The following is a 659-nucleotide window of genomic DNA, read 5'->3' on the forward strand; positions in this document are numbered from 1 at the left end:
GCAGGTCGGTCTTTTTGTGTTTTCTAAAAAGCCTTATCAGTTGCATTTCTTTTTTTAGATGATTACTATTAAATCAAACAATAGTCAAAGATGGTCAGAGAGGTGGTGCCAATGCAAAACATCACAGATATCATCGAAGCCTATTTAAAGCAAATTTTACACGACGAAAAGACGATTGAAATCAAACGTCAAGAAATTGCACAACGTTTTGACTGTGTTCCATCACAAATCAATTACGTCATTAATACTCGTTTTACGGTCGAAAAGGGTTATTTTGTTGAAAGTAAGCGGGGCGGCGGTGGATACATTCGGATTCAAAAAATCGTTGTGCTCGATAGTCACGATCTATTAGACGAAGTCAGTTCATGGATCGGTGATCATTTGACGGAACAAGCTGCAGAAGATTATTTGATTCGTTTGATGAACGAACAATTACTGACGCGGCGGGAAGCTATTTTGATTCAATCGCTGTTGCAAAAAGAGAGTTTGCCAATGGCGGTCGAAGATCAACACCGGATGCGTGCCCACTTGATGCGGACGCTTCTTCAAACCATGAAGCGACTCTAGTCGTCGGACATTGGAGGAATGCACGATGCGTTGTCAACGATGTGGCGAACGAGAAGCAATCGTCCGTGTCAAACTCCCACAAGAGTCAGAAA

Annotated in this window: 1 protein-coding gene; it reads left to right on the forward strand. The window is 42.0% G+C overall.

Going from position 1 to position 659, the window contains the following annotated elements; all coding sequences use genetic code 11:
- Window positions 1-111: 111 nt before the first annotated feature.
- On the forward strand, window positions 112-567 hold the full coding sequence (locus B3S86_RS15080; protein ID WP_023466578.1) for a CtsR family transcriptional regulator: 456 nt from the start codon (window positions 112-114) through the stop codon (window positions 565-567).
- The last annotated feature ends 92 nt before the right edge of the window (window positions 568-659 follow it).

The sequence above is a fragment of the Exiguobacterium sp. UBA3968 genome (assembly GCF_002385115.1).
Taxonomy (GTDB): domain Bacteria; phylum Bacillota; class Bacilli; order Exiguobacteriales; family Exiguobacteriaceae; genus Exiguobacterium_A.